Genomic DNA, 22,339 nt, shown 5'->3' on the forward strand with positions numbered 1-22,339 from the left:
AGCGCAGGTGGAGGGCCCCGTTCCGAACCGGGTTACTTCTCCTGGGTGGCGAGCTGCCGCACCCGCTCCGGCGTGCGCCGCATCGGGGCGCGGCCGATCGGCTGGTGCGGCGGCTGGCCCGGTTCGATGGCCGGGATGGCCAAGGTGACCGGGTCCTCGCCCACCACGAAGCGCTCGCCGTGGTGGACCAGCTCCAGCGGCTCGCCCTCCAGCACGTGGTAGACCGCGTCGTCGTGGCCGATCTCGACCTGGAACCGCGTGCCCCGGAAGGTGAGCCGGAACTTGAGCCGGCCGAGCTGCCGCGGCAGCCGGGGCGCGAACGACAACTGCCCGCCGTGGTCGCGCAGACCGCCGAGGCCCGCCACCGCGCCCTGCCAGGCCCCGGCGAGCGAGGCCATGTGCAGCCCGTTGCGGACGTTGTTGTGCACGTCGTGCAGGTCGGTCAGCGCGGCCTCGGACAGGTAGTCGTAGGCCAGGTCCAGGTGCCCGACCTCGGCGGCGATCACGGCCTGGGTGCCGGCCGAGAGCGAGGAGTCCCGCACCGTGCGGGCCTCGTAGTAGGCGAAGTCGCGCGCCTTCTCCTGCGGGCTGAAGGAATCGCCGCACAGGTGCAGTGCCAGCACCAGGTCGGCCTGCTTGACCACCTGCTTGCGGTAGAGGTCGAAGTACGGGAAGTTCAGCAGCAGCGGGTAGAAGTCCGCCTCGGTGGCCGCGTAGTCCCACTCGTCGTGCTCCAGGAAGCCCTCCGACTGCGGGTGGATGCCGAGCTCCCGGTCGTACGGCACGGCCATCGCGTCGGCCGCGGCGCGCCAGGTGTCGAGCTCGGTGGTGTCGGCCTCGAACTCCCGCGCGAGCTCCGGCAGCCGCGTGCACACCTCGGCCGCGGCCAGCAGGTTCCGCCGCGCCATCAGGTTGGTGTAGATGTTGTTGTCCGCCACCGCGGAGTACTCGTCCGGGCCGGTGACCCCGTCGATGCGGAACTTCCCGTGCCGGTCGAAGTGCCCGAGCGAAGCCCACATGCGCGCGGTCTCCACCAGCAGCTCGGCGCCGTATTCGCGTTCGAAGGACTCGTCGCCGGTCGCGTTGAGGTAGCGGATCACCGCGTCGGAGATGTCGGCGCTGACGTGGAACGCCGCCGTGCCCGCGGGCCAGTAGGCCGAGCACTCGGCGCCGTTGATCGAGCGCCACGGGAAGGCCGCGCCGTGCAGGCCGAGCTGGGTGGCGCGCTCCCGGGCCTTGTCCAATGTGGAGTGACGCCAGCGCAGCGCGTCCCTGGCCGCGTCCGGCGTGGTGTAGGTGAGCACCGGCAGCACGAAGGTCTCGGTGTCCCAGAAGGCGTGCCCGTCGTACCCCGGTCCGGTCAGGCCCTTGCCCGGGATCGCGCGGCTCTCCCCTCGGGCGCCGGCCTGCAGCAGGTGGAAGAGGGCGAAGCGGACCGACTGCTGGAGCTCGGGATCGCCTTCGATCTCGATGTCCGAGGTGGCCCAGAAGTGGTCGAGGTACTGCCGCTGCTCCGCCAGCAGCCCGTCCCAGCCGGTCTGGCGCGCGCCGGCCAGCGCGGCCTCCACCTGGGCGCGCAGCGCGGGCACCGAGCGCTGCGCGGACCAGCCGTAGGCCAGGAACTTGGTGATCCGCAGCTTCCCGCCCCGCGGCACGTCCACGGCCACGGTCAGCCGGGCCAGATCGCCCTCGGCGTGGATGTGCGTGCGGATGCCGTCGTCGACCTCGATGTCGTGGTCCATCGCGGCGGCCATCCGCAGCCCGGACACCCGGGTCCGGTGCACCAGCACGGCCTCGTAGTCCGAGGCGTGGCAGAACTCCGCCACCAGCGGCGAATCCAGCGCCGCGGCCACCCGCGGGTCGTGGGTGTCCGATTCGACCGGCTCGTTGGCCAGCAGATCGGACTGCACCACCAGCTGCAGCTGTTCGTCCACCGGCTCCACCTCGTACCGGATGGCGGCCACGGCCCGCTGGGTGAACGACACCAGCCGCTCGGTCTTCACCCGGACCCGGCGGCCGGTGGGGGAGGACCACTCGGTGGTACGGCTGAGCGTGCCCCGGCGGAAGTCGAGCACCCGGTCGTGCGCGTCCGCCGCGCCGTAGCGCATGTCGAGCGGCTCGTCCTCGACCAGCAGCCGGATGACCTTGCCGTCGGTCACGTTGACCACGGTCTGGCCCGCCTCCGGGTAGCCGTAGCCGCCCTCGGCGTAGGGCAGTTCGTGCTCCTCGTAGAACCCGTTGAGGTAGGTGCCGGGCAGCCCGCGCGGCTCCGCCTCCTCGAGCGTGCCGCGGAACCCGATGTGGCCGTTCGACAGCGCGAACGCCGATTCCGTGCGCTGCAGGGCATCCACGTCGAGACCGCGCCACCGCAGCTCCCACGGGGCGCACTCGTAACCGTTCGAGCTCACCGGTCCCCCAGCAGCTCGGCGAGATCGTCGACCACCACGTCGGCGCCGTGCGCGCGCAACTGCGCGGCCTGGTCCACGCGGTTCACCCCGACCACGAAGCCGAAGCCGCCGGCCTTCCCGGCCTGCACCCCGGACTGCGCGTCTTCGAACACCGCCGCCTGCTTCGGCTCGACGCCCAGCGCCTTGGCCCCGGCCAGGAAGGAGTCGGGCGCGGGCTTGCCCTTGAGGCCGTCGCGCCGGATCACCAGCCCGTCCACGCGGGCCTCGACGAACTTGGTCAGGCCGGCCGCGTCGAGCACCTTCGCGCCGTTCGCCGAAGAAGTCACCACGGCGATCTTCAAGCCCGCTTCACGCGCTTTCTCCAGATAGCGCACCGATCCCGGGTACGGGTTGACACCGCGCTCCTCGATGATCTTCAGCACCAGCTCGTTCTTGCGGTTGCCGAGGCCGTTCACGGTCGGCTCGTCGACGGCGTCGTCCGGCCGGCCCTCGGGCAGCTCGATGCCGCGCGAGCGCAGGAACTCGCGCACGCCGTCGGCGCGCGGGCGGCCGTCCACGTAGGACGCGTAATCCTCGTCGGTGAACTCCTGGAAGCCGTCGCCGTCGCGGGCGCGCAGAAAGTCGTCGAACGTCCGTTTCCACGCCTCGCGGTGCAGCACGGCCGTTCCGGTCAGCACGCCGTCGAGGTCGAACAGACAGGCGGTGATGGTGTCGGGCAGTCCGATCATGCCGTCAACCTACCGGGCCGGACCGGCTTTCGCGGGCTCGTCGGACGCGCCGCGCCGCCGGCCGGACGACGGGCGGGTCCCGGTGCGGTCCGGCCCGGCTCAGACGGCGCCGACCCGCCGTTCGAACACCAGCCCCTCCGCCGCGCGCAGGCCGACGCTGATCGCCCCGGTCAGCACCGCGTCGTCGCCGAGCTCGCCCTGCACGACCGTGGGGACCAGCGGGGTGAAGGCGCGCAGGGCGCGGTCGATGGGCTCCAGCAGGAGGTCGGCCGCGGTGCCGACGCCGCCACCGAGCACGATCAGCTCCGGGTCGATCACCGCCGCCACCGAGGCCACCGTGTAGGCCAGCCGGTCGGCTTCCGCCGCGACCGCGCGCTGGGCCAGCTCGTCGCCGTCCCGGGCCAGCCGGAACACCTCCCGAGCCGATTTCGCCGTGCCCAGGCCGAGTTCACGGGCGCCGCGCACCACGGACCGGGCCGCGGTCGCCTCCTCCAGGTGCCCGCGCGCGGGCGGCTGTCCCGGCTCGCCGGCCGAACGCATCCGCCCGTAGGGCAGGTAGCCGATCTCCCCCGCGGCGCCGGTCGCCCCGCGGAAGACCCGGCCGTCGACCATCAGGCCCATGCCGACGCCGGTGCCGATCGTGACGCAGCCGAACACCGAGGCCCCGCGCGCCGCGCCGCTCTCCCATTCGCCGACCGCGGTGAGGTTCGCGTCGTTCTCCACCACCAGGTCTGGGCCGAGCGCGGCCTCCAGGTCGTCCAGCAGCCCGGCGCGGCCCCAGCCGGGCAGGTTCGGCGCGTGCCGGAAGCACCGCTTCACCGGGTCCGCGACGCCGGGGGAGCCGAGCACCCGCACCACGATGTCCTCGGCGGTCAGCCCCGCCTCGGCCACGATCGCGGCGGCGAGCCGCCCGACGGCGCCGATGAGCGCGCTGCCGGACCGGGCGGTGTTGCGGGCGTCGCGGCGCGCCACCGTGGTGCGGCCGAGGTCCGACACCGCGACCCGCAGGTGCTCGCGGCCGATGTCGATGCCCAGCACGTGGCCCGCGGTGGGGTCCGCCTCGTAGAGCACCGCGGACCGGCCGGTGCCGGTGGAGGTGTGCCCGGTCGCGCGCGCCAGCCCCGCGCCCTCCAGCGCCAGCAGGGCCTGGCTCACCGTCGGCTTCGACAGCCCGGTGTCCTTGGCCACCTGCGGGCGCGTCGCCGCGCCGCCCCGGCGCAGCAGGTCGAGCACCGCCCGCTGGTTGATCCTGCGCATCCCGGCCGGCGTCCCGACCGGCGGAATCCCCGCGCCCACCACCCGAATCCCGTTTCCTCACGTCGTCGGCGTTGCCCGTCCCGGCCACGGTGTCCGCCGGTGGCACCGGGTGCGGCAGGAAACCTTCCCATCGACTCCCCGCGCCGACGATACGGGGCGGCGCGGGGGAACCGGGGGAGGCCGCGCGGGGCACCGGCTCAGGCCTCCGGCAGCCAGTTCCCGTGGAAGCCGGCCGGCACGCGCTGCGGCAGGCGCACGGTCGCGACCGGCGGCGCGGCGACGTCCTGGGCGTCGAGCACCACGAGGTCGCTGGCGTCCTCGGCCGCGTCGTGGACGTAGGTGAGCAGCCAGCCCGCGCCTCCCGGGGTGTCGTCCGCGGGCACGAACACGGCCTCGCCCGGGATCCGGCCGGTCGCGAACCGGTGCTCCTCGACGGCGCCGGTGTGCAGGTCGTGGCGCCGCAGCGAACTGCGCTCCGCCGGCCCGCGGGCGGCGGTGACGTGGCCGAACCGGGCGTCGGCCCCGGCCAGCCGGTCGTCGATCCGGGGGAACTCGGCGTGACGGTCGTCGAGCCGGTCCTCGGTGACGGTGCCCGCCGCCGGGTCGATCGTCCAGCGCCACAGCGTGCCGCCGGGCTGCGGGCCCCCGGGGCGGAACACGTGCTCGTAGCGCACCACGTGCAGCACGATCCGGCCGTCGGCGGTGTCGTGGGCGTTGAGCGTGTGGAAGACGTAACACGGGTCGATCGGCAGCCAGCGCACTCCGCCCGCTGGGTCTTCGCGGCGCAGCAAGCCGAGCCGCGCGCCGTAGGTTTCGCTCCAGCGGTAGGGCATCCCGTGCCCGGCCGATTCCCGGTCGAAGACCACCGGCAGGTCGAAGAACACCACGTGCTGCCGGGTGAGCGCGAAATCGTGCATCATGGTCAGCCCCGGCACGTCGATCGGCTGCTTCACCTCGAGCCGCCCGGCGGCGTCGGCGCGGTAGTAGCTCACGTGCGGGGCGGTGATGCTGCCGTAGCCGAAGAAGTGCAGCTCCCCGGTTTCCGGGCAGATCTTCGGGTGCGCGGTCATCGAGTCGGCCAGCTCGCCGCCGAAGTCGTAGGGCCCCACCGTGTCCAGCTCCCGGGTGATCTCGTACGGCAGCGAGGATTCGACCAGCGCGAGGGTGCGCCCGGCGTGGGTGACCACGTGGGTGTTGGCCACGCTGGTGCGCAGGTTCCGCGAACCGTCGGCCTGGTACAGCACCGCGTCCGGCTGGTCGAAGCTTTCGGTGCGGATCCAGCGGTTGCGGTACCAGGCCGCGCGGCCGTGCTCCAGCCGGACGCCGTGGACCATGCCGTCCCCGGTGAACCAGTGGTCGCTGGCCCCGCGGGGGTTTGGCCCGTTGCGCAGGTACCAGCCGGTCAGCTCGGGGGGCAGCGCGCCGCTGACCGGCAGTTCGTAGGTGGTCAGCTCGTCGTGCACCGGGGCGTAGTGGCCGGTCAGCTGGAATGCGCTGGTGGTCATGGCTCACGCGGCTTTCTGCGCGCGGGCCTGGACGGCCCGGCGGTAATGGAGGGTGAAGGCGGCGGGGACGGCGAAGCCGAGCACCTTGATCACGATCAAGGCGGCGGTGGCGTGCGGCGCGGCGCTCAGCAGCAGGGCCGAAGCGAGGCCGGCGACGGTGAAGCTCGCCGCCCACACCGCGGTGATGACCAGGTTGACCCGCAGGAACGCCGGGGTGGCCCAGACCGCCCGCGGCACCGTCGTCTGGGCGATGCCGAGGGTGAACGGCCGGCGCACCGCGATCGAGCCCCACGCGGTGAGCGCGAGCCAGCCGTCGGACAGCGAGCCTGTGTAGTCGCGCAGCGGCGAGCCGGGGTCGGCGAAGGACCAGCCGGTCAGCACCGCGAAGAACACCGTGGCGGACAGCTCGATCACCAGCGTGCCCCAGCTCCGGCCGCGCCGGCGGTCCAGCCCGAGCAGACCGGCCGCGAGCACCAGCCCGACCGGCCCGGAGTAGCGCCAGTCGGCCTGGGTGGACACCACTGCGAAAGCGATCCACGGGATGAAGCTCTTCAGGTATTTCACGGCCGTCCCTTCGACGTTCCACTTATGACATGTCGAAAGTAAAACGTGTGACGTGGACATGTCAAGGTAGGATGGTCGGCATGAGCCTTCGACACGCGGTGCTCGGCCTGCTCGCCGAACAGCCCGGCAGCGGGTACGACCTGCTCAAGCGGTTCCAGACGGTGATGGCCAACGTCTGGTCGGCCACCCAGAGCCAGCTCTACGGCGAGCTGGGCAAGCTGGAGAAGGCCGCGCTGATCAAGGTGACCGAAGAGGGGCCGCGCGGTCGCAAGGAGTACGAGATCACCGAGGCCGGCCGCGAGGAGCTGCGCGCGTGGCTGCTCTCGCCGAACGACCCGCCGCCGCCCCGCAGCGAATCGCTGCTGCGGGTGTACTTCCTGGACTCGGTGTCACCGGAGCAGGCGCGGTCCTACGTGGCGGGCATGGGCGAGATCGGGTCGCGGCGGCTGGCGCACCTCGAACGGCTGGAGGAGTCGGTCGACTGGGACCTCGCCTCGGTCTACGACCGCCTGGCCCTGGAGTGGGGCAAGCGGTTCTCGCGGATGCAGGCCGAGTGGGCCGAGTGGTCGGTCGCGCGGATCGCCGGGAGCACGGAGACCGCCGGAGACGCGGACGCCCCCGGCGACGACCGGGGCTGACGCCGGGGCAATCCGGGACGTCGGGCTGGGCGGAGCCACTGACCACTGTGGACACTCCAGCGCTGGGGCGCCCGGCACTGAGACACCCGGCACCGGGGCACTCCGGTACCGGGCCGCCTCAGCGTCGGGACACCTCGGCGCTGGGAGATTCCGGTACCGGGACGCCCCGGTGGGGCCGGATGGTCAGGCGTCGGTGGAGCGCTTCCACAGATTGATGCCCTCTTCCGTCGCGTACCGGTCGATCTCGGCCAGTTCCTCGGTGCTGAAGTCGAGGTTGTCCAGCGCGGCGATGTTGTTCTCCAGTTGCGGCACGCTGCTGGCGCCGATCAGCATCGACGTCATGCGGGGGTCGCGCAGGCCCCAGGACAGGGCCAGCTGGGCGAGGGTCTGGCCGCGGCGGGTGGCGATGCCGTCGAGGGCCCGGATCTTGCCCAGTTTCTCCTCGGTGATCGAGTCCGGGTTGAGCGATTTGCCCTGGGCCGCACGGGAATCCTCGGGCACGCCCTTGAGGTAGCGGTCGGTGAGCAGGCCCTGGGCGAGCGGCGAGAACGCGATGCAGCCGGCGCCGGCCTCCTCGAGGGTGTCGAGCAGGTGGTCCCGTTCGGTCCACCGGTTGAACATCGAGTACGAGGGCTGGTGGATCAGCAGCGGCGTGCCCAGTTCCCGCAGCAGGCGGGCGGCTTCGGCGGTGCGCTCGGAGTTGTAGGACGAGATGCCCACGTACAGCGCCTTGCCCGAGCGAACGGCCCGGTCGAGCGCGCCGACCGTCTCCTCCAGCGGCGTCTCCGGGTCGACCCGGTGGGAGTAGAAGATGTCGACGTAGTCCAGGCCCAGCCGGCCCAGCGACTGGTCCAGCGAAGCCAGCAGGTACTTGCGCGAGCCCCAGTCGCCGTACGGGCCGGGCCACATGTCGTAGCCGGCCTTGGTGGAGACGATCAGCTCGTCGCGGTAGGGCTTGAAGTCCGTCGCCAGCAGGCGGCCGAAGTTCTCCTCGGCCGAGCCGTAGGGCGGGCCGTAGTTGTTCGCCAGGTCGAAGTGCGTGATGCCCAGGTCGAACGCGCGCCGGGTGATCGCCCGCTGGACGTCCAGGGGACGGTCGTGCCCGAAGTTGTGCCACAGGCCCAGCGAGATGGCGGGCAGCTTCAGCCCGCTGCGCCCGCAGCGGCGGTAGGGCAGGGAGTCGTATCGGCTGGTCGCCGCAACATAGGTCACGCCCGGATGCTAACCGGTGCCGGCCGGGCCGCCGATCGGGTGCGGCGGCCCGGCCGGGGCCGGTGCTCGGGGCGTGCCGGTGCTCACCGCCACCGTTCACTCGCCGACGCCCCGGCTGCCCGGTCAGAAGTCGCCGGAGTAGTCCGAAGTGACCCAGCGGTCGGGGCGGATGGTGAACAGCACGCTCTCGTCGCCGTTCATGCTCTCGGCGAACCGGCGTCCGCCCTCCTCGCCGAGATAGCGGGTGGCGATGGCGTACCGCTCGGCGAACGGGGCCGGGACGACGGCGTCGAGCACGGTGCCCTCGACGATCACGTACTGGTAGGGCAGCTCCTCACGCTGGATGACCAGCGTGACCCGGCCGGCTCGCTCGATGAGCCGGGCCTTGCGCCGCCCGGCACCGGTGTTGATCCGGAACTCGCCGCCCGGGGTGTAGTCGTACCAGATGGGGACACTCGCGGGCGGGCGATCGTCGGTGGTGGCGACGGAAAGGACGGCGATGTGCCGGCCCGCGAGGAATTCGTCTCGCTCGGCATCGCTGAATGGCTTCGGCATAGGGGCTGGAACGCAACGCGCGGGCGGGATCATTCCCGGCGCGTCGTTTCGGTCCGGTGCGGCCGGACGGGGCGCGACGGCGGTTCCCGATCCGCGGCCGCGCGATCCGGTCGGCGGGCTCGCCGGAGCGAGGCGGGCTAATTCGCGCATAATGCTGGTAAGCAATCGCTTAGGAGGTCGTGTGGGTACCGGGTTCTTCTCCTCAGTCGACGAGGTGTCGGCGAAGCTGGCCGAGGCCGGTTACCTCGCGTCGACCGCGGTGGCGACCACCGTGTTCCTGGCTGATCGGCTGGGGAAACCGCTGCTGGTGGAGGGGCCGGCGGGAGTGGGCAAGACCGAGCTGGCCAAGGCGGTCGCCGAGGTGGGCGGGGCGCGGCTGGTGCGGTTGCAGTGCTACGAGGGGATCGACGAGGCCCGGGCGCTGTACGAGTGGAACCACGCCAAGCAGCTGCTGCGGATCACCGCCGGGCGGGAGGAAACCTGGGCGGACGCGCGCACCGACATCTTCGGTGAGGAGTTCCTGCTGCGCCGGCCGCTGCTCACGGCCATCTCGGGCAGCGAGCCGACCGTGCTGCTGATCGACGAGACCGACAAGGCCGACCTGGAGGTCGAGGGACTGCTGCTCGAGGTGCTGGGCGACTTCCAGGTCACCGTTCCCGAGCTGGGCACGATCACCGCCACGCGCGAGCCGTTCGTGGTGCTGACCTCCAACGCCACCCGCGAGCTGTCCGAGGCCCTGCGGCGGCGCTGCCTGTTCCTGCACATCGGCTTCCCGGACGAGGAGCTGGAACGCCGGATCGTGCGGCTCAAGGTGCCCGGGCTCACCCCCGCGCTGGCCGACTCCGTGGTCCGCGTGATCTCCGCGCTGCGGGCGATGGACCTGCGGAAACTGCCTTCGGTGGCGGAGACCGTCGACTGGGCGCGCACCCTGCTGGAGCTGGGCGCCGAGCAGCTCGACGACGAGCTGGTCGGCCAGAGCCTGGGCGTGATCCTCAAGCACCAGGACGACATCGTCAAGGCCGGGGCCGCGCTCGAGCTCGAGCGGGTGCTGGACGCGTCATGACCGTCACCGACCGGCTGACCGGGTTCGTGCGGGCGTTGCGGGAGCACGGCATCCCGGCCGGGCCGAGCGAGACCGTCGACGCGGCGGCCGCGCTCGAGGTGCTCGGGTTCGACGACCGGGAGCTGGTCCGTGAGGGGCTCGCCGCCGCGCTCGTGCGCCGGGGCGGGCAGCGGGCGGTGTTCGACGCCACCTTCGACCTGTACTTCCCGGCCGGGGTGGGGGCGCCGGAGCTGGCGCGCGAGGACCGGCCGCGCGACCTCGCGCACCTGCGGGACGCGGTGAGCGCCGCGCTGGCCGAGGGCGACCGGCCGGCCCTGGCCCAGCTCGCCGGGCTCGCGGTGGACCTGCTCGGCCACTACGGCGGCGGGTCCGGGCCGGGCGGGGGCTTCTCCGCGCACCAGACGCTCGACCGGCTCCAGCCGCAGACGCTGATCACCCGGGTGCTCGCGGCCATGCGCGCGGGGGCCGGGACCGAAGAGACCTTCGCCGACCGGCTGACCCGGGACGAGATCCGCCGCCGGGTCGAGGACTTCCGCGGCCAGGTGCGCACCGAGGCCCGCCGCCGGGTGGCGGAGGTCCGAGGCCGTGAGCGGGTCGCGAAGCACGCCATCGCGCCCGCTGCCGACCGCGTCGACTTCCTGCTCGCCAGCCGCGCGCAACTGGCCGAACTGCGCCGGACCGTGCAACCGCTCTCCCGCAAGCTCGCCACCCGGCTGGCCGCGCGGCGCAAGCGCGCCAGCCGCGGGCAGATCGACCTGCGGCGGACGTTGCGCCGCTCGCTCGGCACCGGGGGAGTGCCGCTGCGCCCGGCCTACCGGCACCGGCGCCCCGGACGGCCGGAGATCGTGCTGCTGTGCGACCTGTCCGGCTCGGTGGCCGGGTTCGCGAACTTCACCATGCTGCTGGTGCAGGCGTTGCGCGACCAGTTCGGCCAGATCCGGGTGTTCGCCTTCGTCGACAGCACCGACGAGGTCACGCACCTGCTCACCTCCGGCTCGGCCGACCCGGAGCAGCTCGGCGCGCGCATCCTGAGCGAGGCGGCCGTGGTGCGCTGGGACGGGCACAGCGACTACGGCAGCGCGCTCGGCCAGTTCGCCGAGCAGTGGCTCGACGCCGTCGGCCCGCGGACCTCCGTGCTGGTGCTCGGCGACGCCCGCACCAACGGCGGCGATCCGAACCTCGACGCGCTGCGGGCCGTCCGCGACCGCGCCCGGCACGTGTTCTGGCTCAACCCGGAGCGCCGCGCGCTGTGGTCCACGGGCGACTCGGCCGCGCTCGCCTACGCCGAGCTGGTCGAGATGCACGAATGCCGCACGGCGCAGCAGCTCAGCACCCTGGTCACCCGGCTGCTCCCGGTCTGAGCCACGCGGCGATCCCCTGGTGCAGCGCCCTTTTGGTGGCTTCGGGCGCGAACGAGGCGGTGACGCCCGCGGCGGCGATCGCGGCCAGCGCCGCGTGGTCGTAACCGAAGTTCGCGCGGGCGAGGGCGAATTCGCCGGTCAGGGTGGTGCCGGTGACCGACGGGACGTCGGTGTTCAGGGGCACGGCCAGGCCGGCGCCGACCAGCCGGGGGAGCGGGTGCGCGGCGAGGGAGGGCACCAGCCCGAGCGCGACGTTCGAGGACGGGCAGACCTCCAGCGCGACTCCGCGCGCCCGCACCTCGGCCACCAGCTCGGGGTCCTCCAGGATCCGGATCCCGTGCCCGATCCGCTCGCTGTGGCCGAGGTCGAGGGCCTCGCGGATGCTGGCCGGCCCGGCGTCCTCCCCGGCGTGGTGCACGAGGTGCAGACCGGCCTCGCGGGCCCGGTCGAACACGGCCGCGAACGGCTTCAGCGGATGGCGCTCCTCGCCGGCCAGACCGAGTCCCACCACCTCCTCGTGCCGGAGCGCGAGGTCCAGCGTCCGCTCGGCCCGGTCGACCGAGCGCCTCCGTGAGTGGTCGAGCAGCACGCGCCATTCCAGGCCGGTGCGCGCGCCGCCCTCCGACAGTCCTTTGAGGACCGACGTCAGCGGCAGATCGGGGTCACCCAGCCGTTCCCCGTGCGACGCGGCGGTGAAGGTCACCTCGGCGTAGCGCGTGCCCTGGGCGAACTCGTCCTCGCAGAACTCCCGGGCGACCCGTTCGAAGTCCTCCGCCCGGCGCAGGCAGGCGCGGACCAGCGAGTTGTGGTCGGCGAACGCGCGGAACCCGTCGAACACCGGCGTCCGGTCCGGCAGCACCACCCCGTGGACGTCGGCCAGCTCCCGCAGGGTGCCGGGCCGCACGGTGCTCTCCAGGTGGACGTGCAGGTGGGCCTTGGGCAGGGCGGCGAGCTCGCGCATGCCGGTGATCATGCCGGGGCGGGGGCCGAGGGGTCGCCCGGTTTTCCGGCCTGTCCGGAATGTTCGGCTTCGGGGAACCCTGGGTACCCGGTGGGCGTTGAACGGGAAAACCGACCGGAGGACCTCTCATGGCACTGATGAAACGGCTGGCCGTCCTGGCCACGGCGGCGGGCGCCGTCCAGTCCTACGCGCGCAAGAACCCGGAGAAGGTCAACCAGTTCGTGGGCCGGGCCGCCACCTTCGTCGACAGCAAGACCAAGGGCAAGTACCACAACCAGCTCAGCGGCGCGGTCCGCAAGGTCAGCGACGCCACCCGGCCCCGTCCCGGGCACTGACCCGGGTTTCGCCGCCGCCCCGGTCACCCGGCGCGGGCCTGGGGGCTCGACCGGGTCGGCGGGCCGGGGTTAGCGGGCGCGGCTAGCTCCCGCTCTCCCCGAACACGTGCCGCCGGACGTAGGGGGTGCGGAACTTGCCGTCCGGGTCCAGGTCCTCGGCCAGGGCCCGGAAATCGGCCATCCGCGGGTACGCCCGGGCCGGCGTGCCGTGGAAGAGCTTGCCCCAGTGCGGGCGCGCGCCGAGCGGGGCCAGCCGCTGCTCGATCAGCGGCAGCAGGGCTTCGACCTCGGGCTGGTGCGGGCGCCAGGTGAAGTGCAGGGCCACCCGGTCGCCGCCGTGGGCCGGGCTCAGCCAGAGCCCGTCGCCCGCGACGGTGCGGATCTCGCAGACCAGCAGCACCGGGGCGAGCCGGTCGGCCAGGCCGCGCATCGCCTCGATGGCGGCCACCGCGTCGCCGTAGGGCACGAAGTACTCCGACTGCAGTTCGTCCCCGACGCTCGGGGTGAACTCGAGCTGGAAGTGGGGGAGCCGCTCGTGCCACGGTCCCGGCAGGCCGAGCTGGGGTGTGCAGTGGTCGGCCGGGATCCCGGCCTTGTGCACCGGGTGCCGGGGCCCGTCGGCGGGGAGCGCGCCGAGCAGCCCGGACGGCTCGGTGAGTTCCGCGCCGGGCTCGACGCGGCTCTTGACCCAGACGTGGTCGGCTTCGTCCCCGGCCCAGTCGGTGAACAGGCTGACGCTGTACCCGGCGTCCTCGATCTCGTCGAAGTGCCGGTACACCGTGGTCCAGGGCAGGCGCTCGAAGACGTGCTGGCGGACGTCGAAGGCCGGCACCAGGTCCAGCGTCAGCCGGGTGACCACGCCGAGGGCGCCGAGGCCGACGACCAGGCCGGGGAACACGTCCGGATCGGCGTCCCGGGAGAAGGTCCGCAGAGCGCCGTCGGCGGTGACCAGCTCCAGGGCCGAGACCGCCGACGCGAGCCCGGGCTGCCTTCGCCCGGAGCCGTGGGTGCCGGTGGCGACGCTGCCCGCCACGGTGATGTGCGGCAGGGAAGCCAGGTTGGCCAGCGCGAAACCGGCTTCGTGCAGCGGACCGACGAAGTCGCCGTAACGTGCCGAACCGCTGACGGTCACGGTGGCGGCTTCGGCGTCGATCTCCACCGGCGTGGGCAACGCGCTCAAGTCGAGCAGGACGCCGCCGGGTGCGTCCGCGATGTCGTTGAAGCAGTGGCGGCTGCCCAGTGCCTTGACCGTGCCCGCGGCCGCGACCGCCGACCGCGCCTGCTCGACCGTGCGCGGGGCCAGCACCGTTTCCGCGGCATAACCGTGGTTTCCGGCCCAGTTCGACTCGACCACCGAGGTGCCTCCTGCTGTCCGGGTCTCCGGCCTCCGACCCTAACCCAGCCGGGGCCGGGCGCTCACGACCCGGCCAGCGCGGCCAGCACGCCCTCCCCGTACTTGGCCAGCTTGTTCTCGCCGACGCCGCTGACCGTGCCGAGCGCGTCCAGCGAAGCCGGCTGCTCCGTGGCGATCTGGCGCAGCGTGGCGTCGTGGAAGACGACGTACGCCGGGACGCCCTGCTCCTTGGCGGTGGCGGCCCGCCATGCCCGCAGCCGCTCGAACAACGGCGCCGCCTCCTGCAGCAGCTCCACCGCGGCGGCCTTGCGGGTCCGCGAGGAGCGGCCGGCGGCCGGGCGCTCCGGCTCGCGCCGCAGCATGACCTTCCGCTCGCCGTTCAGCACCTCGGCGCTGGCCTCGGTCAGCACCAGCGAGCCGTAGTCGCCCTGGACCGCCAGCAGGCCCTGGGCCAGGAGCTGGCGCACCACCGCCCGCCACTCCGGCTCCCGCAGCTCGGTGCCGATGCCGAACACCTTCAGCGTGTCGTGCTGGAACTGCGTGACCTTGGGCGTGGTCTTGCCCAGCAGGATGTCGGTGACCTGCCCGGCCCCGAAGCTCTGCCGCCGCTCGTTGCGCAGCCGGACCACGGTGGAGAGCAGCTTCTGCGCCGGGATCGTGCCGTCCCACTGCTCGGGCGGGCTCAGGCAGGTGTCGCAGTTGCCGCAGGGCTTCCCGGCCTGGCCGAAGTAGTTGAGGATCTGCACGCGGCGGCACTCGACCGTCTCGCACAGCGCCAGCATCGCGTTCAGGTGCGCGGCCTGGCGCCGCCGGTGCGCCTCGTCGCCTTCGGAGCTGTCGATCATCTTGCGCTGCTGCACCACGTCCTGCAGCCCGTAGGCCAGCCACGCGGTGGACGGCAGCCCGTCGCGGCCCGCGCGCCCGGTCTCCTGGTAGTAGCCCTCCACAGACTTCGGCAGGTCGAGGTGGGCGACGAAGCGCACGTCCGGTTTGTCGATGCCCATGCCGAACGCGATCGTGGCCACCACCACCAGCCCGTCCTCGCGCAGGAACCGCGACTGGTTGGCCGCGCGGACCCGCCGGTCCAGCCCGGCGTGGTACGGCACGGCCGGAATTCCGTTCTGCACCAGGAATTCCGCGGTCTTCTCGACCGAGGCCCGCGACAGGCAGTAGACGATGCCCGCGTCACCCTGGTGCTCGGTGCGCAGTAGCTCCAGCAACTGCTTCTGCGGGCTGGCCTTGCCCACGATCCGGTACTGGATGTTCGGCCGGTCGAAGCTCGCGACGAAGTGCCGGGCTTCGTCGAGGTTCAGCCGCGCGGAGATCTCCTGGTGCGTGGCCTCGGTGGCGGTCGCGGTCAGCGCGATGCGCGGTACGTCCGGCCAGCGCTCGTGCAGCGAGGACAGCATCAGGTAGTCGGGCCGGAAATCGTGGCCCCACTGGGACACGCAGTGCGCTTCGTCGATGGCGAACAGCGAGATCCGGCCCCGGTCGAGCAGCCGCACGGTCGATTCCACCGCGAGCCGTTCCGGCGCCAGGTAGAGCAGGTCCAGTTCCCCGGAGACGAACGCCGCCTCGACCCGCTGCCGCTCGGCGAAATCCTGCGTGGAGTTGAGGAAGCCGGCCCGCACGCCGACGTTGCGCAGGGCGTCGACCTGGTCCTGCATCAGCGCGATCAGCGGCGAGACCACCACCCCGGTACCGGGGCGCACGAGCGCGGGAATCTGGTAGCACAACGATTTCCCGCCGCCGGTGGGCATGAGCACCAGCGCGTCGCCGCCCGAGATCACGTGCTCGACGATCTCGGCCTGGTCGCCGCGGAAGGCGTCGTAGCCGAACACGCGGTGCAGGGTTTCGAGGGCGGAGGCGGGTTCGGCGGCGAGGGCCGTTTCGGGGTGTGCCACCCGGCCGATTCTAGGCCGGGGGTCCGGTCCGGCGGGGGCGGCCTGGCCGAGCCGGTCACCAGTGTCCCGCTCGGGCCGCTTGGCGTGACTCTGCGTGGCGGGCTGCGTGGTGCGCTGCGTGGCGGGCGGGGTGGTGGATCCGGCGGGTGTGATCCGTGCCCCGCGGGCGGACAGGGGACCGGCCGCGGGCGCAGAATGGCGGGATGCCCTTCGTGATCACCGACCTCGCGGCGCACTTCGCCGGGCGCTGGCGGCTGTCGCGGGAGATCGTGGCCACCGACGGCGAACCGATGGGCACCGCGGACGGCGAGGCGGTGTTCACGGTGGAGGACGGCGTGCTCGTCTACCGCGAGACCGGCCGGATGCGGCTCGGCGCGTACACCGGCCCGATGAGCCGCGCGCTGCTCTACCACCCGGCGGGCGGGGCCCGGGCCGCGGTGCACTTCGACCACGGCGGGTTCTTCCACGACCTCGACCTGGGCACCGGCTCGTGGGCCACCGGGCACCCGTGCCGCGACGACCTCTACCGCGGCGAGTACGTCGTGCTCGACGCCGCCCACTGGCGGCAGGAGTGGGTGGTCACCGGGCCGGCCAAGGACCACGTGATCACCACCCGTTTCGCCCGCGCCTGACCCGGACCGGGAAACCGCGGGCTCGGACCGGAAGGATCGTCGATGCGCATCGACCGGCTGGACCACCTCGTGCTCACCGTCGCGGACGTGGAGGCGACCGTCGCCTTCTACACGCGGGTGCTCGGGATGACCGAGGTGACGTTCCGGGGCGGGCGCCGGGCGCTGGCCTTCGGCCGCAGCAAGATCAACCTGCACCAGGCCGGCCACGAGTTCGAGCCGAAGGCCCGGCGCCCGGTCCCGGGCAGCGCCGACCTCTGCCTCATCACCACCGACACCCTCGACGAGGTGCAGGAGGAGCTGGCCCGGGCGGGCGTGGCGGTGGAGGAGGGGCCGGTCGAGCGTACCGGCGCGACCGGGCCGATCCTGAGCGTGTACTTCCGCGACCCGGACGGCAACCTGATCGAGGTCAGCCGCGCCCTGCGCTGAGCCCGGGCGGCCGGGGTCTCAGCGGCGGCGGTTGCGCCGGATCAGCAGCAGCACCGTCACCGCGGAGATCACGCAGACCACGATGATGAGCACGCTCACCCAGCCGGGGACGGGGACCCCGCCGAGACCGCCGGAACCCGGCAGCACCGCGGGCCCCAGCGCACCGAAGGCCGGACTCACGCCGTGGGGCACGGTGGTCCTCCCGTCTCGCCGGAATGGGGCTGTCCGGTCGAAACTACCGCATCCGGCGGTGCGGGCACCGCCACTCGGCCCAAAAATCCGGGAGTGAGGGCGATTCGCGTTTCCCCGGCGCGGCGGGGGGAACTACTCCGGCAACACAGGGCTCGACAAGATCGAGAAGGAGTTCGTGCGATGCCCACATGGCTGATCGTTGTCATCGTCGTGGTCGCCGTCGTGGTGATCGCCGCGGTGGCCTGGCTGGTGCTGCAGGAGGCGCAGCGCAAACGGCTGCAGCGGAAGTTCGGCCCGGAGTACACCCGCGCGGTGGAGGAGAACGAGAGCCCCCGGGCGGCGCAACGGGAACTGGCCGAGCGCGAGCGCCGTCACCGCGAACTCGACATCCGCCCGCTCTCCTCGTCCACTCGAGAGCGCTACGCGCAGCGGTGGGCGACGATCCAGGAGAAGTTCGTCGACCAGCCCTCCGGCGCGGTCGACGAGGCGGACGCGTTGCTGGTCTCGCTGATGGCCGAGCGCGGTTACCCCACCGACGGCTACGACCAGCAGTTGTCGGACCTCTCGGTGCGGCACTCGGACACGCTGAAGCACTACCGGGCGGCACACGACACGCACACGCGGCACGCGAAGACCAAACTGTCCACAGAGGAACTGCGGGACGCGATGGTGCACTACCGCACCGTTTTCGAAGACCTGCTGACCGACGGATCCGACCGGGCGCACGGCGCGGGCGGGACCGGGCGCGAGGAGGCCGCCGTCCGCGGCGGGGACCGGCGCGACGAAGACCACGAGCGCGATGGAGGACGCTGACATGAGCGAGCAGGAGACCCGCGGCCTGAGCACCGCCGACCTGGCTTCGACCGGGCACGAGGGTGGCGTGGACCGGGCCGTGACGTCCGGAGTGGACACTCCGGGACGGCTGGACGGCGGCCCCGGGGCACCGGTGGGCGGCACCGGGTCGCAGGCCGAATCCGCGGCGCACCCCGGGGCGGCCGAACCCGGGTACGCCGATCACACTGACCACGCTGACCGTGCCGATCGCGCCACTGACGAGGACCGCGCCGATCGCGGCCTCGATGAGGACACCGACCGGTCCGGCCGCGCTGTCGCCGACCGCACCGACCATTCCGACCGCTCCGACCGCACCGCAGCCGAGCGGGCCGGAGGCGGCGAAGAGGACGCCCCGCAGTTGTTCGAACCGGACGCGGTGACGAGCTTCCGCAGCCGCTGGCAGGAGGTGCAGACCGGGTTCGTGGACGACCCGCGCCGGGCCGTCGGAGACGCCGACGAGCTGGTGGCCGCCGTGATCAGCGCGCTGGCCTCCTCGTTCGCCGAGCACAAGGGCGACCTCGAGGCGCAGTGGCGCCACGGTGAGCCGGCCACCGAAGACCTGCGGATCGCGCTGCGCCGCTACCGCTCGTTCTTCGACCAGCTCCTCGGCCGGTAACCGCGAAGAACCCGACTCCGGGCGCCGGACCACACGGTCCGGCGCCCGGCTCCACGTCGGCACCGGGCACCGCCCGTTTCTCCCGGGCCCGATCGGGGTAGCAGGCGAGGACAAGCCTAGGAGGACAGCGGATGAACGTGGCCGATCTGCTCGTGGACGGCTTCGGCCGGATCCAGGGCGTGGTGCACCAGGCCGTCGACGGACTGACCGGGCAGCAGCTGACCGCCCGCCTCGGCCCGGACGCCAACTCGATCGCCTGGCTGGTCTGGCACCTGGCCCGGGTGCAGGACGACCACGTGGCCGAGGTCGCGGGCACCGAGCAGGTGTGGACCGGGCAGGACTGGCACCGCCGGTTCGGCCTGCCGTTCCCGCCCGCGGACATCGGGTACGGGCACCGCAGCTCCGACGTGGCCGAGGTGCGGGTCGATTCGCCCGGGCTGCTCACCGGCTACTACGACGCCGTGCACGAGCACACCGTCGGCTGGCTCTCCCGGCTCGACGGCTCCGCGCTCGACCGGGTCGTCGACGAGCAGTGGGACCCGCCGGTGACGCTCGGGGTGCGGCTGCTCAGCGTGCTGTCCGACGATCTGCAGCACGCCGGCCAGGCCGCGTTCGCGCGCGGTGTCCTCCTCGGGTGAAAGCCGCCCGAGCGCACCGGGCCGCTCGTGGCCGGGCCGGCCACCACCCGAGGACCAGGCTTGACTTCCAGTGAGTTTCGAAGTTTCAGGCTGGCTCGCAGAGCTGGGAAAGCCTTTCCCGGCCGCGGACGCGTTCGTGGTGATCACCCCCGAGTACAACCACAGTCACCCGGCGTCGCTGAAGAACCTGGTGGACTGGTTAACCGCCGGGTGGCGGGCGAAACCGGTGGCTTTCGTCTCCTACGGCGAGCTTTTCGGCGGTCTGCGCGCGGTGACCATCCGCGAGACCGTCGGCTTCCACGACGGGCACGGCCGGTTCGAACCGGACGGCTCGCCCAAGGACGCCCCGGCCGTCGCTGTCGCCGCCAAGGCGCTGCTGGACCAGCTGGAGTGGTGGGTCCGTTCGCTCGCGCAGGCCCGGACCACGCGGCCCTGCCCCGCGTGAGATCTGTCCGAAGTGGACGGAAGCGGGTTCAGCCGAGGCCGCACAGCGATTCGTATTTGTCCCCGTCCGAGCCGATCAGGGTGATCTGCCCCGAGAAGGGGGAGGGCATCGCGGTGCCGCTGTGCGCGTCGATGGACCCGACCGCCGCCGCGGTCGTGCAGACGATCTGGTTCTTGCCGGCGTCGCGCAGCTCGCCCACCGGGTAGGCCAGGCTGACCACCACGGAGCCGTCACCGGGCCGGACCACCGAGGACGAGCCGATCTCGCGGGGCAGGCCCGAGGTGTAGCCCCGTTCGGACTCGTTGCCGTTGGGTCCGATGAACAGCAGGTGCAGGGCCAGGTCCAAGGTCTTCTTCGCGCTGGGCCACGGGCGTTGCACGGGGGCCATCTGCACCCCGTCGCGCAGGAAGTACAGCGCCAGGTTGCTATCGGCGCTGCCGGAGCCGGCCATGGCCGGCGCGATCCCGGCCGAGACGACGCCGGTGGGCTGGATGCCGCAGGCGGCGGTCAGCAGCGCGACGACGGCCAGCACGGCCAGCACGGCCGGCCCCGCGCGCAGCGCCTCCCGGAGCGGCTTCACCGGGTCTCCGGGACCACGGCGTGGCGCGGCAGCCGCAGGACGAACCGGGTGCCGGTGGGGGCACTGGCCACCTCGATGTCGCCGCCGTGCAGACGGGCGTTCTCGCGGGCGATGGCCAGGCCGAGCCCGCTGCCCTCGGAGCGGGCCCGGGCGCTGTCGGCCTTGGTGAACCGGTCGAACACGTGCGGCAGCACCTCGGCCGGGATGCCCGGGCCGTGGTCGGTGACCGCGAGGGTGACCGTGGCCCCGTCGGTGGCCAGCCGGACCTCGACCGGCGGCTCGCCGTGGCGCAGCGCGTTGCCGACCAGGTTGGCCACGATGATGTCGAGCCGGCGCGGGTCCAGCGTGGCGAGGACCCCGTCGGGCAGGTCGGTCACGATGCCGTCTTCGGCGGACCAGCCGCGGGCGCTGATGCTGCCGGCCACCGCGGTGCCCACGTCCCAATCGTCGAGCCGCAGCTCGGCGCGGCCGGCGTCGAACCGCGAGATCTCCACCAGGTCCTGCACCAGGCGGGTGAGCCGCCGGGTCTCGGCCGACACCAGCCGGGCCGCGACACCGGTGTCGGCGGGCAACTGGTCGGCGTCCTCGTCCAGCACGTCGGTGACGGCGTTCATCGCCGCCAGCGGGGTGCGCAGCTCGTGGGAGACGTCGGCGACGAACCGGCGCGCGTCGGCCTCCATCGCGCGCAGGGAGCCGACGGTCCGCTCCAGCTCGGCCGCGGTGCTGTTGAACGTGGTGACCAGCTCGGCCAGCTCGTCGGAGCCCTTCGCGCGCAGGCGGACGTCGAGCCGGCCGTGACCGAGGTTGCGGGCCGCGGTGTTCAGCGCGCGCACCGGCCGCAGCACCTGCCGGGCCGCGAGCAGGGCCAGGGCCACGGCGATCGGCAGGGCCAGGGCCGTGGTCTGCCAGGCCCGGTCGGCGAGCTGGCGGATGGCCTCTTCCTGCGGGCGCAGCGAGGTGCTCGTGTAGACCTCGACCCCGGTGTGGTCGAGCGCTCCCACTCCCGCCCCGGGGGGCGCCTGCAGCACCGGCATCCCGATGAACAGCTCGGGGCCGTACTTGTCCACCGTCCGCATGAACCGGGTCTCCGAGCCGGCGGCCACCGCCCGGCGCAGCTCGGCCGGCACGTTGCCGGGCGAGTAGCTCATCCCCCCGGAGTGGTCGTGGTAGACGACGATGGTGTTGCCCTTGAGGTTCCTCAGGTTGGCCGCGAACCGGTCGAGCTGGGACTGGTCGGGGGGCAGCGTCAGCTGGGGGAGGTAGGCCGAGACCTGGGCGCGCAGCTGGTTCATCATCGGGTCCTGCACCCCGGAGAGGATGGTGGTGCGGGCCGACACGTAGCTCGCGCCCGCCGCCGCGGCCGCGCCGACCAGGGTCATCGCCGCGAACGCGAGCACCAGCCGCGGCCGCAGCCCGGCGAGTGCCTGCCGCAGGCGATGACCCTTCACGAGCGGCCGAACCGGTACCCGAACCCGCGCACGGTCTGCACGTGGTCCGGCTGGGCCGGGGAGTCCTCGATCTTCGAGCGCAGCCGCCGCACACAGGCGTCGACCAGCCGGGAATCGCCGAGGTAGTCGTGCTCCCACACGGCGGCGAGGATCTGCTGGCGGCTGTAGACCTGCCCGGGCGTGCGCGAGAGCTCCAGCAGCAGTTTCAGCTCGGTCGGGGTGAGCGCCACCGGCCGGCCGTGCTTGGTGACCTGCAGGGCGGCGCGGTCGATGACCAGGTCACCGTGCTGTTCGGCCTCGTTCTCGCGGGCGTCGTGGTCGGCGGTGCCGCGGCGCAGCACGGCCCGGATCCGCGCGTCCAGCACCCGCGGCTGGACCGGCTTGACCACGTAGTCGTCGGCGCCCGCCTCCAGTCCGGCGACGACGTCGAAATCGTCGCTGCGGGCGGTGAGCATGATGATCGGGGTCTGCGCGGTGGCCCGGATCCGGCGGCAGGTCTCGAACCCGTCCATCCCGGGCAGCATCAGGTCCAGCACCACGATGTCCGGGGACTGCCCGGCCAGCCGCTCGAGCCCCTGCTCACCGGAGCCGGCCGTGTGCACGGTGTGGCCCTGCCGGCGCAGGCCCAGCTCGAGGCCCTCGCGCACGGACGCGTCGTCTTCGATCACCAGCAGCGTTGCCAC

General features: G+C 72.9%; 24 protein-coding genes. 10 read left to right on the forward strand and 14 right to left on the reverse strand.

Annotation, left to right across the window (positions count from 1 at the left end; translation table 11 throughout):
- Positions 1-32 precede the first annotated feature (32 nt).
- From NYF13_RS28795 to NYF13_RS28815, 5 genes are all read right to left on the reverse strand, one after another.
- Positions 33-2,408, reverse strand: coding sequence for a glycosyl hydrolase family 65 protein (locus NYF13_RS28795; RefSeq protein WP_315661029.1), 2,376 nt, complete (start codon positions 2,406-2,408; stop codon positions 33-35).
- Positions 2,405-3,136, reverse strand: a complete 732-nt coding sequence (locus tag NYF13_RS28800; RefSeq protein ID WP_315661030.1) for a beta-phosphoglucomutase family hydrolase — start codon at positions 3,134-3,136, stop codon at positions 2,405-2,407. The genes NYF13_RS28795 and NYF13_RS28800 overlap by 4 nt, the downstream gene beginning before the upstream one ends.
- Before the next feature lie 99 nt (positions 3,137-3,235).
- Positions 3,236-4,435 carry an ROK family protein gene (locus NYF13_RS28805; RefSeq protein WP_315661031.1) on the reverse strand — a complete coding sequence of 400 codons (1,200 nt, stop codon included), beginning with the start codon at positions 4,433-4,435 and terminating at the stop codon, positions 3,236-3,238.
- Positions 4,436-4,590: 155 nt separating this feature from the next.
- Complete coding sequence (locus tag NYF13_RS28810; RefSeq protein WP_315661032.1) at positions 4,591-5,898, reverse strand: carotenoid oxygenase family protein; 1,308 nt, start codon at positions 5,896-5,898, stop codon at positions 4,591-4,593.
- Positions 5,899-5,901: 3 nt separating this feature from the next.
- Positions 5,902-6,462, reverse strand: coding sequence for a hypothetical protein (locus tag NYF13_RS28815; protein WP_315661033.1), 561 nt, complete (start codon positions 6,460-6,462; stop codon positions 5,902-5,904).
- An 80-nt stretch (positions 6,463-6,542) separates the two neighbouring features.
- Here NYF13_RS28815 and NYF13_RS28820 point away from each other — a divergent pair, with 80 nt between their 5' ends.
- Entirely contained in the window at positions 6,543-7,100 is a 558-nt protein-coding gene (locus NYF13_RS28820) for a PadR family transcriptional regulator (protein WP_315661034.1), read from the forward strand.
- A 183-nt stretch (positions 7,101-7,283) separates the two neighbouring features.
- On the opposite strand, the gene mgrA is transcribed toward NYF13_RS28820, so the two are convergent.
- Together mgrA and NYF13_RS28830 are read right to left on the reverse strand one after the other, a co-directional pair.
- Complete coding sequence (mgrA, locus tag NYF13_RS28825) at positions 7,284-8,312, reverse strand: L-glyceraldehyde 3-phosphate reductase (protein WP_315661035.1); 1,029 nt, start codon at positions 8,310-8,312, stop codon at positions 7,284-7,286.
- A 123-nt stretch (positions 8,313-8,435) separates the two neighbouring features.
- Positions 8,436-8,867: a pyridoxamine 5'-phosphate oxidase family protein gene (locus tag NYF13_RS28830; RefSeq protein ID WP_315661036.1), complete on the reverse strand. Its 432-nt coding sequence runs from the start codon at positions 8,865-8,867 to the stop codon at positions 8,436-8,438.
- Between the two features lie 181 nt (positions 8,868-9,048).
- Between NYF13_RS28830 and NYF13_RS28835 the strand changes: the two genes are divergently transcribed.
- Together NYF13_RS28835 and NYF13_RS28840 are read left to right on the forward strand one after the other, a co-directional pair.
- Positions 9,049-9,930 (forward strand): MoxR family ATPase, encoded by an 882-nt coding sequence (locus NYF13_RS28835; RefSeq protein ID WP_315661037.1) that lies wholly within the window; start codon positions 9,049-9,051, stop codon positions 9,928-9,930.
- Entirely contained in the window at positions 9,927-11,291 is a 1,365-nt protein-coding gene (locus NYF13_RS28840; RefSeq protein WP_315661038.1) for a VWA domain-containing protein, read from the forward strand. The genes NYF13_RS28835 and NYF13_RS28840 overlap by 4 nt, the downstream gene beginning before the upstream one ends.
- Here NYF13_RS28840 and add read toward each other — a convergent pair.
- Positions 11,269-12,252, reverse strand: coding sequence for an adenosine deaminase (add, locus tag NYF13_RS28845; protein WP_315661039.1), 984 nt, complete (start codon positions 12,250-12,252; stop codon positions 11,269-11,271). The two genes, NYF13_RS28840 and add, sit on opposite strands and share 23 nt — an antisense overlap.
- 128 nt (positions 12,253-12,380) lie before the next feature.
- Here add and NYF13_RS28850 point away from each other — a divergent pair, with 128 nt between their 5' ends.
- Positions 12,381-12,587 (forward strand): antitoxin, encoded by a 207-nt coding sequence (locus NYF13_RS28850; protein WP_315661040.1) that lies wholly within the window; start codon positions 12,381-12,383, stop codon positions 12,585-12,587.
- Between the two features lie 82 nt (positions 12,588-12,669).
- On the opposite strand, the gene NYF13_RS28855 is transcribed toward NYF13_RS28850, so the two are convergent.
- Together NYF13_RS28855 and recQ are read right to left on the reverse strand one after the other, a co-directional pair.
- On the reverse strand, positions 12,670-13,941 hold the full coding sequence (locus NYF13_RS28855; protein ID WP_315661041.1) for an FAD-binding protein: 1,272 nt from the start codon (positions 13,939-13,941) through the stop codon (positions 12,670-12,672).
- Between the two features lie 62 nt (positions 13,942-14,003).
- Entirely contained in the window at positions 14,004-15,845 is a 1,842-nt protein-coding gene (recQ, locus tag NYF13_RS28860) for a DNA helicase RecQ (protein ID WP_315661042.1), read from the reverse strand.
- Between the two features lie 203 nt (positions 15,846-16,048).
- Here recQ and NYF13_RS28865 point away from each other — a divergent pair, with 203 nt between their 5' ends.
- Together NYF13_RS28865 and NYF13_RS28870 are read left to right on the forward strand one after the other, a co-directional pair.
- Entirely contained in the window at positions 16,049-16,477 is a 429-nt protein-coding gene (locus NYF13_RS28865) for a DUF6314 family protein (protein ID WP_315661043.1), read from the forward strand.
- Between the two features lie 42 nt (positions 16,478-16,519).
- Positions 16,520-16,903, forward strand: coding sequence for a VOC family protein (locus NYF13_RS28870; protein ID WP_315661044.1), 384 nt, complete (start codon positions 16,520-16,522; stop codon positions 16,901-16,903).
- Positions 16,904-16,921: 18 nt separating this feature from the next.
- Here the strand turns inward: NYF13_RS28870 and NYF13_RS28875 are convergent, their stop codons facing one another.
- Positions 16,922-17,083 (reverse strand): hypothetical protein, encoded by a 162-nt coding sequence (locus NYF13_RS28875; protein WP_315661045.1) that lies wholly within the window; start codon positions 17,081-17,083, stop codon positions 16,922-16,924.
- A gap of 192 nt (positions 17,084-17,275) precedes the next feature.
- Between NYF13_RS28875 and NYF13_RS28880 the strand changes: the two genes are divergently transcribed.
- The 4 genes from NYF13_RS28880 to NYF13_RS28895 all read left to right on the forward strand — a co-directional run bounded on the left by NYF13_RS28880 (position 17,276) and on the right by NYF13_RS28895 (position 19,628).
- Positions 17,276-17,908 (forward strand): hypothetical protein, encoded by a 633-nt coding sequence (locus NYF13_RS28880; protein ID WP_315661046.1) that lies wholly within the window; start codon positions 17,276-17,278, stop codon positions 17,906-17,908.
- Between the two features lies 1 nt (position 17,909).
- A complete protein-coding gene (locus tag NYF13_RS28885; RefSeq protein ID WP_315661047.1) occupies positions 17,910-18,545 on the forward strand; it encodes a hypothetical protein in 636 nt (211 codons plus the stop codon).
- A 131-nt stretch (positions 18,546-18,676) separates the two neighbouring features.
- Complete coding sequence (locus NYF13_RS28890; protein ID WP_315661048.1) at positions 18,677-19,183, forward strand: mycothiol transferase; 507 nt, start codon at positions 18,677-18,679, stop codon at positions 19,181-19,183.
- A 70-nt stretch (positions 19,184-19,253) separates the two neighbouring features.
- Entirely contained in the window at positions 19,254-19,628 is a 375-nt protein-coding gene (locus NYF13_RS28895) for an NAD(P)H-dependent oxidoreductase (RefSeq protein WP_315661049.1), read from the forward strand.
- 28 nt (positions 19,629-19,656) lie between these two features.
- Here NYF13_RS28895 and NYF13_RS28900 read toward each other — a convergent pair whose 3' ends face one another.
- The 3 genes from NYF13_RS28900 to NYF13_RS28910 all read right to left on the reverse strand — a co-directional run bounded on the left by NYF13_RS28900 (position 19,657) and on the right by NYF13_RS28910 (position 22,339).
- Positions 19,657-20,208: a hypothetical protein gene (locus NYF13_RS28900; protein WP_315661050.1), complete on the reverse strand. Its 552-nt coding sequence runs from the start codon at positions 20,206-20,208 to the stop codon at positions 19,657-19,659.
- Positions 20,205-21,587 carry an ATP-binding protein gene (locus NYF13_RS28905; RefSeq protein ID WP_396287758.1) on the reverse strand — a complete coding sequence of 461 codons (1,383 nt, stop codon included), beginning with the start codon at positions 21,585-21,587 and terminating at the stop codon, positions 20,205-20,207. Before NYF13_RS28905 ends, NYF13_RS28900 begins: the two co-directional genes overlap by 4 nt.
- Before the next feature lie 65 nt (positions 21,588-21,652).
- The gene (locus tag NYF13_RS28910) at positions 21,653-22,339 is read right to left on the reverse strand and encodes a response regulator transcription factor (protein ID WP_315661052.1); all 687 of its coding nucleotides are present in this window, start codon (positions 22,337-22,339) and stop codon (positions 21,653-21,655) included.

Origin of the sequence: Amycolatopsis sp. PS_44_ISF1, from assembly GCF_032335455.1 — a bacterium.
Taxonomy (GTDB): Bacteria; Actinomycetota; Actinomycetes; order Mycobacteriales; family Pseudonocardiaceae; genus Amycolatopsis.